The 17,280-nt window shown below is 36.5% G+C and carries 11 protein-coding genes; 2 read left to right on the top strand and 9 right to left on the bottom strand.

Annotated elements, in window-relative coordinates; genetic code table 11:
• Positions 1 to 15 precede the first annotated feature (15 nt).
• From IPP64_11210 to IPP64_11175, 8 genes are all read right to left on the bottom strand, one after another.
• Positions 16 to 825, bottom strand: a complete 810-nt coding sequence (locus tag IPP64_11210; GenBank protein MBL0329959.1) for a ribonuclease H-like domain-containing protein — start codon at positions 823 to 825, stop codon at positions 16 to 18.
• Between the two features lie 35 nt (positions 826 to 860).
• On the bottom strand, positions 861 to 2,435 hold the full coding sequence (locus IPP64_11205; GenBank protein MBL0329958.1) for a PD40 domain-containing protein: 1,575 nt from the start codon (positions 2,433 to 2,435) through the stop codon (positions 861 to 863).
• A gap of 152 nt (positions 2,436 to 2,587) precedes the next feature.
• The gene (locus IPP64_11200; protein ID MBL0329957.1) at positions 2,588 to 5,026 is read right to left on the bottom strand and encodes a PD40 domain-containing protein; all 2,439 of its coding nucleotides are present in this window, start codon (positions 5,024 to 5,026) and stop codon (positions 2,588 to 2,590) included.
• A 144-nt stretch (positions 5,027 to 5,170) separates the two neighbouring features.
• Positions 5,171 to 7,447, bottom strand: coding sequence for a PD40 domain-containing protein (locus IPP64_11195; protein MBL0329956.1), 2,277 nt, complete (start codon positions 7,445 to 7,447; stop codon positions 5,171 to 5,173).
• A 128-nt stretch (positions 7,448 to 7,575) separates the two neighbouring features.
• Positions 7,576 to 9,660 (bottom strand): PD40 domain-containing protein, encoded by a 2,085-nt coding sequence (locus tag IPP64_11190; protein MBL0329955.1) that lies wholly within the window; start codon positions 9,658 to 9,660, stop codon positions 7,576 to 7,578.
• A 34-nt stretch (positions 9,661 to 9,694) separates the two neighbouring features.
• Positions 9,695 to 11,005: a 2-oxo acid dehydrogenase subunit E2 gene (locus tag IPP64_11185; protein ID MBL0329954.1), complete on the bottom strand. Its 1,311-nt coding sequence runs from the start codon at positions 11,003 to 11,005 to the stop codon at positions 9,695 to 9,697.
• Between the two features lie 182 nt (positions 11,006 to 11,187).
• Entirely contained in the window at positions 11,188 to 12,492 is a 1,305-nt protein-coding gene (locus IPP64_11180) for a serine hydroxymethyltransferase (GenBank protein ID MBL0329953.1), read from the bottom strand.
• A gap of 79 nt (positions 12,493 to 12,571) precedes the next feature.
• Positions 12,572 to 13,009, bottom strand: coding sequence for a hypothetical protein (locus tag IPP64_11175; GenBank protein ID MBL0329952.1), 438 nt, complete (start codon positions 13,007 to 13,009; stop codon positions 12,572 to 12,574).
• Positions 13,010 to 13,193: 184 nt separating this feature from the next.
• On the opposite strand from IPP64_11175, the gene IPP64_11170 reads away from it, so the two are divergent.
• On the top strand, positions 13,194 to 16,553 hold the full coding sequence (locus IPP64_11170) for a hypothetical protein (protein ID MBL0329951.1): 3,360 nt from the start codon (positions 13,194 to 13,196) through the stop codon (positions 16,551 to 16,553).
• Positions 16,550 to 16,750: a T9SS type A sorting domain-containing protein gene (locus tag IPP64_11165; GenBank protein ID MBL0329950.1), complete on the top strand. Its 201-nt coding sequence runs from the start codon at positions 16,550 to 16,552 to the stop codon at positions 16,748 to 16,750. Before IPP64_11170 ends, IPP64_11165 begins: the two co-directional genes overlap by 4 nt.
• Here the strand turns inward: IPP64_11165 and IPP64_11160 are convergent, their stop codons facing one another.
• Complete coding sequence (locus IPP64_11160; GenBank protein MBL0329949.1) at positions 16,751 to 17,263, bottom strand: archaeosortase/exosortase family protein; 513 nt, start codon at positions 17,261 to 17,263, stop codon at positions 16,751 to 16,753. It lies immediately after the preceding gene.
• Between the last annotated feature and the right edge of the window lie 17 nt (positions 17,264 to 17,280).

Here is a 17,280-nt window from a genome sequence, read left to right as displayed (position 1 = left end):
AGGTAGTTAGGGGTATTATCGGTTAAAAGCCATTCGTAGTTTAATTTCGGTCAGCACTTTTTTCGTATACAAAGGAAAGTCTCCATTCAGCATCCATGAATAATAGGACGGTTCATCCTTAAACACTTGTTCTACGGATTTGCCAATGTGTTTTCCGAAATTAAATACTTCCACTCCTTTTTCATTAAAAATGATGCGTCCGGCTAAATCAGCATTTTTATTAATGTTCGTAAAGTCGTGCAATGCTTTGATATCGTTTTTTACCGGACAAGATTTTATTCCTTTTTTATCTTCAAATTCTACACCGTCATATTTTTCGAGTTGAGCAAGAAATATTTCATAGGTGGCTTCAATATCAGCTTGAGCGCTGTGTGCATTGATAATTTCTTTTCCGCAATAAAATTTATAAGCAGCTTTTAATGTACGTTGTTCCATTTGGTGGAAAATATTTTGTACATCCACAAAACGTCTTCCTTTCAAGTCGAAATCAATTTCTGCTCTCAAAAACTCTTCAACCAAAATCGGAATGTCAAATTTGTTGGAGTTGTATCCTGCCAAATCCGCATCTTTTAAAAATTCAGCTAAGCTTTTTGCGATGCCTTTAAACGTTGGTTCATCGGCAACATCTTTATCATAAATCCCATGAATTTCAGAAGATGATACGGGAATAGGAATCGTCGGGTTGATTCGTTTAGTTTTGATTTCTTTCGTGCCGTCCGGTGAAATTTTAAGGATTGAAATTTCAACAATTCTATCGGAAGCAACATTTACTCCGGTTGTTTCTAAGTCAAAAAAGGCAATTGGTTTGGTTAAATTCAGTTGTATCATTTCAGAGTAAAATAAAGTAAAGAAATAAAAATCTATTTCTGGAGTGTAAAAAACTTTTTACTCTCATTTTGTCCAATGCCAATGTCAAAAATAAAAAAGGCATCGGTAAGGGTTTTGTAGCCATCTGCTTCAATGGTGATTTCGTATTTACTAGGGGTTAATGCCATAATAAACTTACCGGTGTTGGGGTTGGGGTTATAGGTTAATTCCGAAGCATCTTTGTTTTTTAAATCTCTTACAGTAACAAATGTGGAGATGTTTTTGGCACTATCCACGGTAGAAATATATCCTTGAAGAACAGTTGTTCGGTCTTCAATATCATCAAACTTTACTCGATAAAGATCCAAATCGCCAAAGCCTCCATCCCGAACTGCAGAAATATAAGCAACTCTGTTGTTTTCGGTAAATGAAATGCATCGGTCATCGCCAACAGAGTTAATCGGATATCCTAAATTTTTGGGTGTCGTCCATGTATTTTCTTCTTCATTCCAGGTAGATTGATACAAATCAAAATCGCCCATTCCAGCATGACCTTGTGATGAAAAATAAAGTGTTTTTCCATCCGGAGCAATCTGAGGGAAATCTTCTTTGTATTTGGTGTTGATTACATTTCCTAAGTTTTGTGCTTTCGCCCATTGTCCGTTTGGTAGTTTTCGAGCCATATATACATCTGTTTCACCTAATCCTCCTTCACGTTTGCTGGTGAAAAAAATAATATTTCCATCCGGTGTAATGGAACCTGCGGTTTCAAAATCGGAATTCACATTATTGTTCAGTTTTCTCATTCTCTGAAATGTACCTGCTTTATTCATGGATGAATAGATGTTTCCTAAACTATCAATGTGATCGATATACATCAGCATGGTTTGTCCGTCAGGAGTAAGTCCTACAGCCTGTTCATCGTAGCGTGTATTAACAGTTCCTCCCATGTTTTTAGGTTTCGTCCAGATATCATTGACCGGTAGAGACATATAAATATCAGATGAATAATAGCCATCTACTTCAACCTGACCACCAATATTATCTTTTCTACGCGAGGTAAAAACCACAAAACTTTCGTTTGCAGGAACGAAGGGGTAATAATCGGGATATTCTGAATTGATTTCTTTTCCCAAGTTTTGGAAGCTCACATTAATGGGGTGTTTAACGTATTCTTTGCCATTTTCACAGGTTTCTATTTGGTGATCAACCTCTTCCAATTCAGCACCTTTTAATGTTGCTTTATAGGCGTTATAGGTTTTTATAGCATCATCAAATCTACTTGCATATTGATAAGCAAGTCCTAAATGATACAAGACCTTTTTTTCAGTTTTAGGTGCTTTACTTGCAATTTCCAAGTGAGGGATGGAAAGTGATTTATTGATATTCGTGTACAAATAACAAATTCCCAGTTTGTAGTTATAATCTGGGTTATTGGGTTCTTGTTTGAGGAGTTGTTTGTAAGCGGGTATGGCGAATAAAAAGTTATTGTGAGAAAAGTGTTCTTTTGCATCTGCAGGGTCAACCACTTTCGATGTTTTTTGTTGCGCAAGCAATCCATTCACTGGAAAAATGGAGAGTACTATAAAGAGTACAACAAAATATATACGTTTAGAAAAATTATTCACCACAAATCTCTTTTTATGCTTATTTCCAAGTTTGGTACCAAAGTACAAAAAATGTTTTTTTTATGAAAGAATTGGGGTGTATTTAATCAAAAAACCTCCGAAACGTGATTTCGGAGGTTTTTATGGTCAAAAAGGTTATAAAAGAATGTACGTTAGTTCGCGCTTACTCTCACAAATTGGTACTTTTCGTAAAGTGCTCGGTTGGTTAAGAAGTCGCGCTGGTATTGCGGACCGTCAACATAAGCTTTGAATTTGGTAATAATGATGTTTTCTTCCGTGATACCTCTTTCTTTTAATGCTGTAATAATTTGTTCTCTCATTTTATCATTTCTAGCAATTGACAATGCTTTGTTTGTCGGATATGCTTTTGTTGGAACTTGTGAAGCACTTGAAACAATGCTCAGATTGATTTTACCATTCTTTTTATACAATGCTTCCAGATTATTGATGTATTCTTTAAATGGTGTATCGTTCACGTCTGTTTCGGTGACGTTATATCTGAAATACATTTCAAAATTTAATTTATCAGTAGAAGCCAATTGCTCGTGAGGAGCATTTACCGGTCTAACATCCGTTTTCTTGTATTTACCTGTTTTAATAGTAACAATGTTTTTGCCATGCTTGTATTTATGTCCTTCTTTTTTAGTTTTCACTGGGTTACCATCCTGATCTTTTATTTCTATTGATGATTTTTTGCTGACAACGATATCAGCAACATCCAATGCTACAAGGTAATCTTCATGAGCAGGTAAATTTGTAAAAACATAAAACCCTAATGCATCTGTTGTAGTTGTTTGAACGATTTCACCTTTTGAGTTTAAAAGGTTTACTTTGAAATTTGGTATTCCAACGTTTTTATCATCTAACATTTGTCCGCTGATGTTAATAAATGCCACATCATCATTAGCATCATTCGTTGTAGGGTTGGTGGTATTGGTTGCAGTGCTATCTTTTGGATTTGTAGAAGCAATTGGACCACCAAGGCTAACACCTTTTAAGCGAACCTCTTTATTGATTTCCTGATAAGCTGCGCTCATTGGAACTTCAATGATTTCTGAGAAAAACTCTTGTCCGTCATTGGTGTACGAAAGTGTGTAATTACTACCTGGAGGAATGATAATGGTAAAGCTACCATCTCTCATCATTGGTTTATAAACACCAGCAACAACACCTGTTTCGTTGTTTGTTGCAGAAATTTCAAGGTTAGGAGGAAGCGGTTGGCCTTCAGCTGGGATAATATACCCTTTGATCAAAACCAATGGTACTTCTTTTCTTTCCGGCAATGAAACCATATAAATATCCTTTTCACCATATCCTTCTGGGCGAGAAGAAGAGGAGTAATAGCCTCTTTTTCCATCGGGTGAGGTAACGTAAAATACATCATCATCCGTTGTATTAATTGGATATCCAATGTTTAAAGGCATTTCCCAAGTGTTTGTTTCTTCGTTTTTGGCTGAAAAGAAAATGTCAAATCCCCCAATGGTTTGGTGTCCTGTTGAGCTGAAGAATAAAACATTTCCACTTGGATGAATGAATGGGGATTCTTCGTCATAAGGTGTATTGATAGGCGCTCCAAGGTTCACCGACATACTCCATTTGCCATTTGGTAGTTTCACACATTTCCAGATGTCGCGTCCACCCAAACCGCCTTCACGATCACTCACATAATACAATGTATTTCCATCAGGACTTAAACATGCACTGGTTTCCCATTTTGGGCTATTGATATCTGAGCCCATAGCTTGCGGGAACGTCCAACTATTGCCATCTAGCGTACTGTAATAAATATCGCCACCATTCGAGTCTTTGTAGATAAGTAATGTTTGAGCATCAGCAGTTAAACCAACTGTTGCTTCGTGTGAAATAGAATTTACGTTTGAACTTACAGAAACAGGAGTTGTCCAGGTGCTATCGCTTTTTTTATAAGCGATATAGATATCTTCATAAAATTGTCCGTCATCCGTTTTATCCATTCCCGTTCCGGTAGATCTTCGGGATGTAAACATTATTGTTTTTTCATCCGCGGATAATACCGGACTATATTCAGGAGCAGAGGTGTTGATGCTATCCCCTAAGTTTTTTAGGATGATGTTCATCGGGGCAATCGTCAATGATTTCGCATTGTTACTGATTTCAATTTGTCTATCTACATCCTTAATTAAAACAACATTTTTGTCTTTTAAGTACGATTTGAATTTTTCATAATTCGCTAAGGCCTCGTCAAATTTGTAGGTAAAGTGCAGTGCTTGACCATAATAGTAATAGGCGTTTACCGGAGCTGATTTTTCTGTAGGCTCAAGATCGTTGTAGTTTTTTGAAGTATTGGTTACAGCTTTTTCGAGGTAATAAAGTGCTTTGCTTTTTTCTGTTTCAGATCTGAGGTAACATAATCCAACTTTAAAATTGATATTGGAGTTTGAGGAATCAATTTTATAGGCTTCTATAAAATTTTGCAATGCCAATGCATAATTTCCTTCTAATATCAAATAGTTTCCTTCTGTGAATTTTTGACGGTAGTCAGCTTTCCCTTGCCCGTTTAATGAAACATTAAAAATAAAAATAGAAAAAAATAGGATTACAATTTTTTGCATATCAGGTTTCTTTAAAATAAAAATTCATCCTAATTCACATGAAAATAGGAGAATTATCAAATTCAAGCAAAAATATTAAAATTAAAAGTAGAAAACGTAAAGGTAGTAAAAAGAAATTAACAATATTAAATAGCTGAAATTTAGCTATTTAGACTCAATTATCTTTATTTCTACTCTCCTGTTGAGCTGCATCCCTTTTAAATCGGGTTTGCCATTTGGAAGGGTATTGGGCGCCACAGGAGCTGTTTCGCCATAGCCTTTTGCAACAAGATATTTGGCTTTAATGCCCTTTTTAATCAAAGCTGTAACTACCGCTTGTGAGCGCATTTGTGAGAGTTTTAAGTTCGCAGCATCATTCCCTTTGCTATCGGTATGACCGGCAACTTCAACCGTTAATTCAGGGTATTCTTTCATTAAAGCAAGTAGCTTTTCAATTTCTAGGTTGGATTCTTTTCTTAAAGTCGCTTTATTTGAATCGAAAAAGATGTTGTTTAACACAATCTTAGCCCCAATTTGTACTTTTTCCAAAACAATGTTTTTGGTTAAAACAGAATATTCAGGCTGCTTCGGAACATTTACATTTTCTGATTGAAAGAGGTATCCTTTTGCTTCATAAGATAAATTGTAGTTTTGTCCACGATTAAGAACGAAATAATACGCTCCTGAATCAGAAGAGGTGTAATACGTTTCAATCAATTTACCTGTGATGTTGTCTTTTACAATGATTTGTGCACCAGTTACTGGTTTTCCTTCTGTGTTTCTTACAATTCCAGAAATACTAATTGTGCCTAATGTTTTACTTTCGAGGTTAATGGCCTGCATCAACAATTCTTTTTCAAGTTCTTGATAGGATGAATTGGGTGGAATTGTGATTTGAACATTTGCTGGTTGATAGCCTTCCGCCTCGTAGCTGATGTTATACGTTTTGCCTTCATTACCCGGAGTAAGGATCAATAAATACTTTCCTGTTGTTGCATTCGGTTTTACATTTTGAACCACTAATCCGGTTTCCATGTCTGTAGCCATAATTTCAACCATTGTTAGTCCTTTCGTTGCTCCATCAAACGTGATAAATCCTTTTAATAGAGTAAGAGGTTCAACAATTGCAGTTTCAAAATTAATCATGTAAATATCTTTTTCCCCATATCCATCTTTTCGAACAGAAGAAAAGTATCCGCGTTTTCCATCAGCCGATTGAACATAGAAAATATCATCGTCCGGTGTGTTGATGGGTGCTCTTAAATTTTGAGGGGTAGTCCATTTTCCATTTTCATCTTTAACAGACTTGAAAATGTCGAACCCTCCCATGTTTTTATGTCCTTTTGAACTGAAGAAAAGTGTGACACCATCCGGATGAATAAAAGGAGCGTCTTCATCAGCTGCAGTATTGATTTCTGGTCCTGCATTGAGTGGTTGACTCCATTGCCCGTTCGGTAACTTAACACATCTCCAAATATCTCTTCCACCAAAGCTGCCTTCTTTTCTGTTGCTCACAAAATACAACGTGCTTCCATCAACACTTTGTGTTGCATGCGTTTCCCAGGAAGGGGAATTAATCGAGGAAGTTAAAGGTGTTAAACCACTCCAAGTATCTCCTTCTAAGTTGCTGTAATAAATATCGCCTCCATTTACATCTCTGTAAACAAACAATTGCTGTCCATCAGCAGAAACACTTATGTTGGCTTCACTTCCGTTTGTGTTGATGCTTGATCCAATCGATTTTGCTTGTGTCCAAGTACCATCTGCTTTTTTGTAACAAACGTAAATGTCTTCCAAAAACTGGTCATTCTCTGTTTTTTCTCCGCCAGTACTTCCAAGTCTTCTTGACGTGAAAATTAATGTTGATTCATCAGCAGAAATAACAGGACTATAGTCTGGATAAATGGTGTTAACACTGTCTCCCAAATTATTGATTGCAACAATAACTGTGTCTTTCAGAAATTCGATAGCATTAAAATTTGTTTCGATCTGTTTGTCTAGATCTTTTGATAATTCATTGTTACGTGTTCCTACAATGTCTTTAAATTTATTAAAATAGTTATTTGATTCATTGAAGCGATAGGCTAAACGATATGCAACTCCAAGGGAGTAATAGGCAAGTTCAGGCGCTTTTTTCTCTTTGGGATCTTCGGGATTATAGTTGTGACCGACATTTTGTACAGCTTTTTCCAGGTAATACAATGCCTTGCTTTTTTCCGTTGCAGATTCTAAATAACAAATTCCAACTTTATAGTTGATGTTTGCATTGGAAGAGTCTATTCGATAAGCATCTTTAAAATATTTTAAAGCCAATGGAAAGTTTTGTTCGAGAATGAGGTAGTTTCCTTGAATAAAGTTGTCACGGTAACTCCCTTTCCCTTCTTGTGAGAAGGCAGATGCAGAAAAAATAAAGAGATATAAAAAAAGTAGCTTTTTCTTCATAAAAGGACGTTTCAATTCACAAGGCCGAACGCAAATATAGTATTTATGGGGATTTATGGAAATTTTTTTATCAAAAAAATAACATAAAAGAAAAAGCAGGAAATTTCCTGCTTTTTCTTTTATGTTTATTACTGTGGAGTGGCCTTGATTTTAACGTACTGAAATTGCCCGTAAGTTGTCCTTTTTTCTTGCGCATCCTTTTGGTAGTCGGGACCTTGAACCATTGTTTTGGGTGTGCTAAATGTAATTTGAGATGATTTTAATCCTTTCTTTAGTAAGGCTTCCTGCACTTTTTCTTTTGCGGATGCAGCTCTCAATTCTGCCAATTTTTCATTGCTTCCGTACGTTTGGGTTGGTACGGTAGATGCGCTTGATTCAATGGAGATCACATAACTTGGGTTTGATTGAAGGCATTCAGTTAATACATCAATAAAGGTTTTGAAATCTTTTGACGCCACATTAATCTCCTTCATATTGTAACCGAAAAACAATTGATAATTTGAATTTCGGCCATTGCAAGGGGTCGTTTTATCACCGGAAGGATTCTTTTGGTTTTCAAGTGCTTTTAAGGCTGCAATTTGTGCATCTGTAAGTGTCGAATCACCATTGTAAATTACTTCTTTGTGCAGCACCTGATATCCTTGTCCTTTGGACACTTCAATTAACTCCGTATAGATTTCTTTACCGTTAATTTTATATATGGTTTTATATTTTCCTCCGACAGGAAGATTGGCTCCATATTTTCCGGATGAACTATTTGCAGAAAGGGATTGTATCGTATCACCTTTTTCTGTATTGATAATGTAGATTTTGTTACTTGAAATCGGTTCTTTGCTTTTGTTGATGATTTTACCCAATAGGATTGTAATATCCCGAGGATTATCGTTTTCTTTTATTCGAATCATGTAAATATCTTTTTCACCGTATCCGCCTTCTTTGTCAGAAGAAAAATAAGCTCTATTGCCATCTGCAGAGGTGATTAAAAATACATCATCGTCAGTTGTGTTCACCGGATAGCCATAGTTTACGGGTTCTGTCCAATTTCCGTTTTCATCATTAATCATGGATGTGAAAATGTCAAAACCACCCATAGAGTTATGTCCGCGAGAAGAGAAGAAAATTTGCTTGCCGTCAGGATGAATAAATACTCCGTCTTCATCATATTTTGTATTGATGATGGGGCCTAGATTTTGTGCGGGGCCCCATTGTCCGTTGGGCAGTTTTAAACATTTGTAAATATCTCTTCCGCCATACCCGCCTGCTTTGTTGCTAATAAAATAAAGAATCCGGTTGTCTGAACTTAAGCAGGCATGTGATTCCCAAGAACTTGTGTTAATAGGAGCGGAGGCATATTGTGGATATCCCCATTCCGTTCCTTGGAGTTCACTGATGTAAATGTTTCCATTTCCACCATCATCCTTGTAAATAATAAGTTTTAGACCATCTGCTGAAAGATTAATGGTTGCTTCATGAGCAAAGGAATTAATATTACTACCAACTGGTGTGGCTTTCCCCCATTTACCATCTTCAAAAGTAGACATAAAAATATCTTCATAATATTCACCATTTGGCAAAATGGTGCTACTCATTCCACCTTCTCTTCGGGAAGTAAAAATAAGTGTTTGTTCATCTAATGAAACAACCGGAGAATAGTCTGGGTATTTGGTATTGATTCCTTCACCAAGATTTTCAACATTTATTTTTTTTGGATTTTTTACTAATTCTTTTCCGAAGTTACATGTTTCAATATCGTGCGTCACTTCAGCAACTTCATTCGCAAATTTAGGTTCAGGGCCAAGCGCATCAATATATTTCTGATACATTTCAATCGCTTTGTCGAATTCATAATTCAAATGATACGCTCTTCCGAGGTAGTAATAGCTGGATAAGGGAGCTTCCTCTTCTTTTATTTCCTTTTCTTCATAAAGCTTTGCAATTTGCTTAATTGCAACTTCCAGATAGGGAATTGCTTTGGTTTTGTAGGTAGCGGCTTTAAGGTAACAGATCCCAATTTTAAAATTCAAGTTGCAATTTCCTTGCTCCATTGAATCTAATTTTAAATAGAGTGGGAGGGCTGCAGTATAATTTTCGTTTACGAAATAATCTTCGGCTTGTAAATAGATTGTTCTAAAATTCCCGTCAATCACACTCGAAAAAGAGTTATGAGCGAACGATAAAACAAATAACGAAAACACGAGTATACTTTTTTTCATACTATTTATTTGATTGAATTATGCGACTCTAAGATTAGAATTCTCTGTTGATATCCCATTGTTCTAAGTAATCGGCAACTTTTCGAACAAATTGTCCGCCTAAAGATCCATCCACCACGCGGTGGTCATACGAGTGAGATAAAAACATAAAATGGCGAATCCCAATCAAGTCTCCATCAGGTGTTTCAATAACTGCAGGCTTTTTCTTAATTGCTCCTACAGCCATAATTGCAACTTGCGGTTGATTGATGATGGGTGTGCCCATCACATTTCCGAATGAGCCAACATTTGTAAGTGTGTAGGTTCCTCCTGAAATTTCATCGGGTGATAACTTACCGGCACGGGCTCTTTTCGCTAAATCATTTACCTGTTTTGTTATACCTACTAAGTTAAGTGTGTCTGCATTTTTAATCACAGGAACAATTAGATTTCCGCTAGGCAAAGCGGCTGCCATTCCAATATTAATGTTTTTTCGTTTAATGATTTTTGTTCCATCCAACGAAATATTAATCATTGGGAAGTCTTTAATTGCTTTAACTAACGCTTCAATGAAAATCGGTGTGAATGTTAACTTTTCACCCTCACGTTTTTCGAAATTACCTTTTACTTTATCTCTCCATTTTACGATATTTGTCACATCTGCTTCTACAAATGAAGTAACATGCGGAGACGTATGCTTACTCATCACCATGTGGTCGGCAATAAGTTTACGCATTCGATCCATTTCAATGATTTCGTCACCAGCGTTTACTGAAACAGCAGGTTTGGCCTGAGCTGCCGCAGTGCCATTGGATACAGTTTCTTGGATAACTTTTGGTTGTTCTACAACTGTTTGCTTTCCTTTGTTAGGAATGTAAGCAAGGATATCATTTTTAGTAACTCTACCGTTTGCACCTGTGCCGGAAATGCTTTCCAGTTCAGTCATTGCAATTCCTTCTTGTTTAGCAATATTCCGTACTAGAGGAGAAAAGAATTTTCCGGAAGAAGAATTTTTTTCAAGTGAAACAACTTCTTTTACCGCATTGTTCGCTAGTTCTTTTTGAACAATATTTGTGTTAGGAGTTGCGGGAGTTTTTACTTCAACGGTTTCAACAACTGCATTGGCATCCGTAGAGATGATAGCAATTGCTTTGCCTACTTGAACAACATCACCTTCATTAAAAAGGCGTTTTATTAATGTTCCTTCAGCAGTAGAAGGTATTTCTGAATCTACTTTATCTGTAGCGATTTCCAACACCGTTTCATCAGCCGAGATTTTATCGCCTTCCTTTTTTAACCATTTAATGATTGTTGCTTCTGCAACACTTTCACCCATTTTGGGCATAATCAACTCAACTTGTGCCATAATAGTATTCGCTTAATATTTAATCCAGTTTAAAGAGCTACAAAAATAAACTTTTATTTTAGATGTGCAATGGGTGCAGGCCATCAAATCGGCTCTTTTTCCCACTGATTTTTCTCATAAAAAAACAAGAGCCACAGAATTGAATCATGTGGCTCTTGTTTTTGGATTTTAGAAAGTAAAAATTATGCAAAAAGTGGGAAGTCTTTCATTAATTTATTAACTTCTTTTCGCACTTCAGAAATCACCTTTTCATTGTCGTGATTCATTAATACTTTATCAATTAAATTGACAATTTTAGGTATGTGCTTTTCTTTGATACCGCGAGTCGTAATTGCGGATGTACCAACTCGAATTCCGGAAGTTACAAATGGCGATTTGTCGTCAAAAGGAACCATGTTTTTATTTACGGTAATGTCTGCTTTTACTAAGGTTGTTTCCGCTAGTTTTCCGGTTAGGTTTTTTGAGCGTAAATCGATGAGCATACAATGATTGTCTGTTCCACCTGAAATAACTTTGTACCCTTTATCGACAAAGCATTGAGCCATTAGTTTTGCATTTTTCATTACTTGAATGCAATATTTCATATAACTATCTTCTAATGCTTCACCAAATGCAACTGCTTTTGCTGCAATCACATGTTCCAACGGCCCACCTTGTGTTCCAGGAAATACTGCTGCATCAAGTAGTTGCGACATCATTTTGATTTCGCCTTTCGGTGTTTTTTCTCCCCAAGGATTCGGGAAATCTTTTCCAATCATAATCATTCCGCCTCTTGGTCCGCGTAATGTTTTATGGGTTGTGGTAGTAACAATATGACAGTGTGGTAAAGGGTCGTTCATTAAACCACGAGCAATTAAGCCGGATGGGTGAGAAATGTCGGCCATTAATAATGCGCCAACTTTATCGGCTACTTTTCTTAATTTTTTATAATCCCAATCACGTGAATAAGAAGATGCACCGCAAATAATCAATTTGGGCTTTTCCTTTAATGCAATGGCCTCAATTTTATTAAAATCAACACGCCCTGTTTTTTCTTCTACACCATAAAAGCTAGGGACATACAATTTTCCTGAAAAATTCACAGGTGAACCATGCGTTAAATGACCACCATGTGAAAGGTCGAATCCTAAAATTTTGTCACCCGGTTTGATTACCGCAAGCATTACTGCTGCGTTTGCTTGTGCTCCGGAATGTGGCTGCACATTTACCCATTCAGCATTAAATAATTTTTTTGCTCGGTCAATGGCGAGTTGCTCTACTTTATCAACTACTTCACATCCACCATAATATCGTTTACCCGGAAGTCCTTCTGCATATTTATTTGTTAAAACAGAACCCATTGCTTTCATTACACTTTCGCTTACATAGTTTTCTGAGGCGATAAGCTCTAAACCAATCGTTTGACGTTTTTTTTCTTCTGCAATGAGATTAAAAATAGCGGTGTCTTTTTCATAGTTGATATGGATTGTTGTTTTTGAAGTAGACAAAAGTAAAATTTAGTTTCTTATAATTCGGAAGTTTTATCGATTTCTTTTTCAGAAAGTTTAAAAGCAGGAATCAAAATCATTAAAATGAGCGGAGATTGTGCCAAGCCCATGAGATATCTTGCAAATTCATAGGTTTTTCTGTTGTTCCTTTGAATACATAACCAATGGTTATTAATATTCCGGAAACAATTAGAATGGCTACATAAGACCAAATAGTAATTTTGGAAAAATTCCGGTTTCCAAATAGTATTTTAATCGTGATTAAAGAAAGTAGCAAATAAAGTATTAAAAATAAGAGTGTTAATATCCACTTCAGATTTACTAAGGTATCATATTGGAAATTTTCTAAAAAACTCAAAAATGGAGGAAGGAAGTAATCTTGATCTAAGTCCCAAGCACGCAAAAGCGAATTGATTGTTTTGAAAATACTATCTCGCAAAAAACCCAAAGCAATAGCAACAAACGCAATGAAGAGTACCTGCATCCACATCTTTTTTTTGCTTGGTTGTTTAATCATTTGTTAAAATTACAATTTTAATCGTTTTTACATTCAGATATTTGTATGAACTTTTAATCATATTCTTTTAGACGCAGAAAATCAGAGATTGGTCTAATTTGTTGAAATCTGAAGTAACCATTTTGTTTCTTTGTCGTAAGGTGATTTAGTAAATGAATTATTAGGTTTTTTTTAAATTGATTTTATGAATAAGAATGTCTACTCCCATTCCTTATTTATGTTGCTTTTTTTATTGTCTTTTTCAGTAAATGCTGCAACATATTTTTCTCGAATAAACGGCAACTGGAACACACCATCTACTTGGTCAACATCTTCTTGCGCTGGAACCGCAGCTGCAACAATCCCCACTCCCTCTGATAATGTAGTCATCTGTGCCGGTAGAACGGTTACCATGAATGGCACAGCAGCAACTTGTTTGTCTTTAACCATTAATGGAACTGCCAATTGGACCAGTACTGGTGCAACTACAACTGTAGGCGCTGGTGGATTAACCTTGAACAATGCAGCTGTTTTGTCGGGGACTGTAGCTGGGAGTTTAATCGTTACCGGACCAATGATTGTGACCGCAGGTGGCACAGCTACTATCGGTACTGTTGTTTTAAATGTTACTGGATTAACTTCAATTAATGGAACCTTGAGAGATAATAGCACAGGTGGTTCGAATACGTTTACAAATGTGGATTTAGCTGCAACCGGTAAGTTCGATAATACTTCAGCAGAAACATATACCATTACAGGAAATTTAAATACCTATGGAGGGGATTTCTTAGCTACGGGAGCAACACCTCGTTTTAATATTGCAGGAGATTTTAATGTAGTGAGTGGAATTTGCGATGTGAGTAGAATCCGTTTTTCTGTGGCCGGGAATACCACCATTTCAGGAACACTAGCCATCAATAGCACTCGTGGGACAAAAATATTTAATAATCTTACGGTTACGTCCACCGGTTTTTTCGATTCAAATGTTTCTGAGGCCTATACCATAACTGGTAATATTCTTGTGAATGGAGCATTTAATGCAAATTTGGGCGTTTTTACACTTACGGGTTCCGGGAAAACAATTTCTGGCTCTACCGCTTTGGTTTTTGATGATGTTACATGCACCGGAAATTATACCAATAATGCTTCCGTTCGAATGATGACCAGTTTTAGAGGTACTGGTACTTGGAACCAAGGTTCGACAGGTACTTTAACAATTGAAACAACAAACGGAAATTTTTCAGTGAACACGTTTAATGCAGCAACAGCAGGAAATACCGTTATCTACAATCGAAATGGAGCTCAGGATGTTGTGCTGCCGGATGATGGAAGCTACTCAAATTTGACTGTTTCAGGTGGCAATACGAAAACATTGTTAGCAAATACTACCATTGGCAGAAATTTTTTAATCGGAACCACAACTACTTTAGCTACCGCAAACCGAAATGTACTAATTGGTGGAAATTACACCAATAATGGAACATTTACCGCAGGTACATCCACTGTAACGTTAAACGGAATGATTGCTCAATTGATGAGTGGAACGTCTACAACCGCATTTAATAATTTGACGATAACGAATGCCAGCGCTTTGGTTACAGCAGCAACAAATTTTAGCGTTTCAAGTATTTTTAATTTAGGAACAGGTGCTGTTTTTTCTCCTAATGCAACCGTTTTGGTGAGTGGAGGAGGAACAATGAATGGGAATGGAACAGCAAGAGTTACACGTATTGCTGCCACACCGGATTTTATTTCTCAATACACGATAACAGGTAAAACATTATCAGGATTAACAATCGATTATATAGGCGCAGGAAACCAATCGGTAAATGCTTTGAATTACGGTTCACTGACAATTAGTACAAATGGCACACGAACGGTTACATTTCCGGCAGCTGTGGTAGGGGTGTCAAACGTTTTTTCTCCTTCGTTGGTAACTACAACATATTTGATTACAGGCAACACGGTTACATTCAATGGTACAATTGCGCAGGCCGTTCCCGCTTTTACGTATCATAACTTAATAAGTGCAGGTAGCAGTGCAAAAACGCTGAGTGGAAATATTGTAGTGAATAATGATTTAACAATTACAAGTAATTTAGATGTTTCAGTAAGTAATCATTCGATTGCTGTAAAAAGAAATTGGATTAAAAATGGAACCTTTAATGCTCAAAACGGAACCGTAACATTTAATGGAAGTGTTGCTCAAACCTTATCGGGGACAGGAACAACTACTTTTCATCAGTTGGATATTAATAATACCTCCGGTGGCGTTTCTTTATCAAGTGGAAGTTATTTGTTGAATGCTGTAATTTCTCCGATCAACGGAAATTTCAACACGGGTGGAAGGCCATTTACAATGGTTTCTACGGCTTCCAGAACCGCACGTATTGCGCCTAAAGCAGCAACAGCTTCATTGAGTGGGAATTTCACCATTCAACGATTTATCACAGCAAGAGATACTTCTTATTCGGATTTATCTTCTACGGTTCAAGGAACTACCTTGTTGGATTGGGACAATGAATTGCCTGCATTGAGTTATGTGTATGCTCCGCCAACGGATTATCCATCGGTATATACTTACGATGAAACAGCAGATATATACTCACCTGTTACTTCATCTGGTACCACATTGGCAACCGGAAAAGGATACGAGGTTTTTTTAGCAGGAGATTTCAGTTATGCGGCATTCCCTTCAACTACAATGGATGTTGTTGGTGTTCCAAATCAAGGAGACCAGAATTTAAGCAGTTTGATATCGAATACTGCACAAGGATGGAATTTGGTTGGTAATCCATTTGCATCTAGTATTTCATGGGCTTCTGTGTATGCCGCATCGGGAGGTGCAGCGAGTGGGTTGTATGATTTTATTGAGATGTATGATTATACCATTGGCGATTGGAGCGGTTATACTTCTGCAGATGGAATTGAAGTTGGCTCAGGACAAGGTTTTTGGGTGTATGGTTTACCAGGTGCTCCTTCATTAAATTTAATTATTCCCGAATCTTCTAAAACAACATCCTCTAATAGTTCTATCAAAGCACCAGAAAAGGTACAACCTTATTTTACTTTGAAAATCTCAAACACAACTACACCTTTTTCTCATACATTTAAATTGGGAGCGAGTGCTGAGGCATCAAACGAATTAGATGTGCATGATTTGCCATTTAGAGCAAGCCCTAATAAAGCCACTCCTGCTGTTTATGCACTTGTGAATGGTTCAAAAGTGAATCAAAATATGTTTAATCTTACTTCCGAAACATATTCGTTACCATTGGTAGTGAAAGTGAATGCAATGGGGAATTATAAAATTTCGGCTGCCGGATTTGATTATTTGAAAGCTTATGGTTGTATTCAATTGGAGGATAAATTGAAGCATACGTTAACCAACTTAACCCTTCAAAATGAATATGCATTTGAAATGTTGAGATTAGAAGATGAAAAACGATTTGTATTGCATTGTACTAAAAATAAAGACTGCAAAGTATCCATTTTGGATGCAGAAGAGGTGATTGCTGAGACAAATACGGTTGAGGTGTTGCCATGCAATGGGGCAATGTATTGAATTTTAATTATTCAGAAAACACTTCGGTTACGATATCAGTGTTTAATTTATTAGGACAAGATATCATTGAGGAAAGAAATTTAGTGGTTGGGAATCAGTCTGAAACAATTATACTTCCCGATACATTCAGAGGGATTTATTTTATTAGAATCAGTTCTAACAAAGAAAATGTAAACAAGAAGTTTTTTAAGAGATAATTATTCTTTTTCCGAAAAACGGTTCACCCATAACATCCAAAGGGAAAAAATATAACCGTAGATAATGATGGTGAAGGTGTAAGTGTGATTGAATTCAGTCCAGGACCGGGAGTGTGTATCTATAATTGCCAGCACAACAACTCGCAAAACATTTAATAGTTGAATCGTAAGGATGCCTAGTGGGATAAAAATCAACTTGTATTTCACTTTCCCTTTATAAGCGATAATAAACCAGGAGAATAAAGCAAACAATGCAATTCCATTGCAATTGTCGCCAATCCAAAGACCTGATGCACCATCAATACCAATCAGTCTGTCGGCACCTGTATAAACTGAATATCCGAAAAATTCGAGTGTGTTCTTACTCAATGTAACAGTTAAGTCAATAACGAATAAATCCAATCGCTCATCTGGATGAAGCCAGAGGTCGTATATTAGAAACCAAGCAATGTAGAGTGAAAAAACAAGGAGTAGAAACTTTACTACAGGATTTTTGAGGAAAGAAAGGGTCATGAAATTAGGGAAAAAAA

This window comes from Bacteroidota bacterium (genome assembly GCA_016722565.1).
In the GTDB taxonomy this organism is placed as follows: Bacteria; Bacteroidota; Bacteroidia; order 2-12-FULL-35-15; family 2-12-FULL-35-15; genus 2-12-FULL-35-15.
Note: the sequence above shows the minus strand (reverse complement) of the source record. Positions and strands in the feature narration are given on the sequence as shown.